Raw genomic sequence first — 290 nt, forward strand, 5'->3', positions numbered from 1 at the left:
TTTCGCGGCTGCTGCTGCTCTTGATAGTGGCTTATCGCCCGGTCGACGAGGGCGACGGCTTCATCGATATCAAAAGGTTTGGGCAAATAATCAAACGCGCCCTGCTGATAAGCGCTGACCGCGGCGTCCAGATCGGAATGCGCGGTCATTATGATGACCGGAAGCATTGGATGGCGCTGCTTAATCTGTTTGAGCAGCGCCAGACCATCCATTCCCGGCATACGGATATCTGACAGCAGTACATCCGGGGTTTTGGTGGTGAGGGCATCTAGCACCTCATTGCCGCTTTC

The 290-nt window shown here is 55.2% G+C and carries 1 protein-coding gene; it reads right to left on the reverse strand.

Features of this window, described 5'->3' with window-relative positions; genetic code table 11:
* The coding region (locus tag ACSIPU_RS31125) for a response regulator (RefSeq protein WP_435322559.1) at nt 1–290 on the reverse strand (290 nt) is incomplete at both ends.

The organism is Klebsiella sp. HN106 (genome assembly GCF_051209435.1).
Lineage (GTDB): Bacteria > Pseudomonadota > Gammaproteobacteria > Enterobacterales > Enterobacteriaceae > Klebsiella > Klebsiella oxytoca.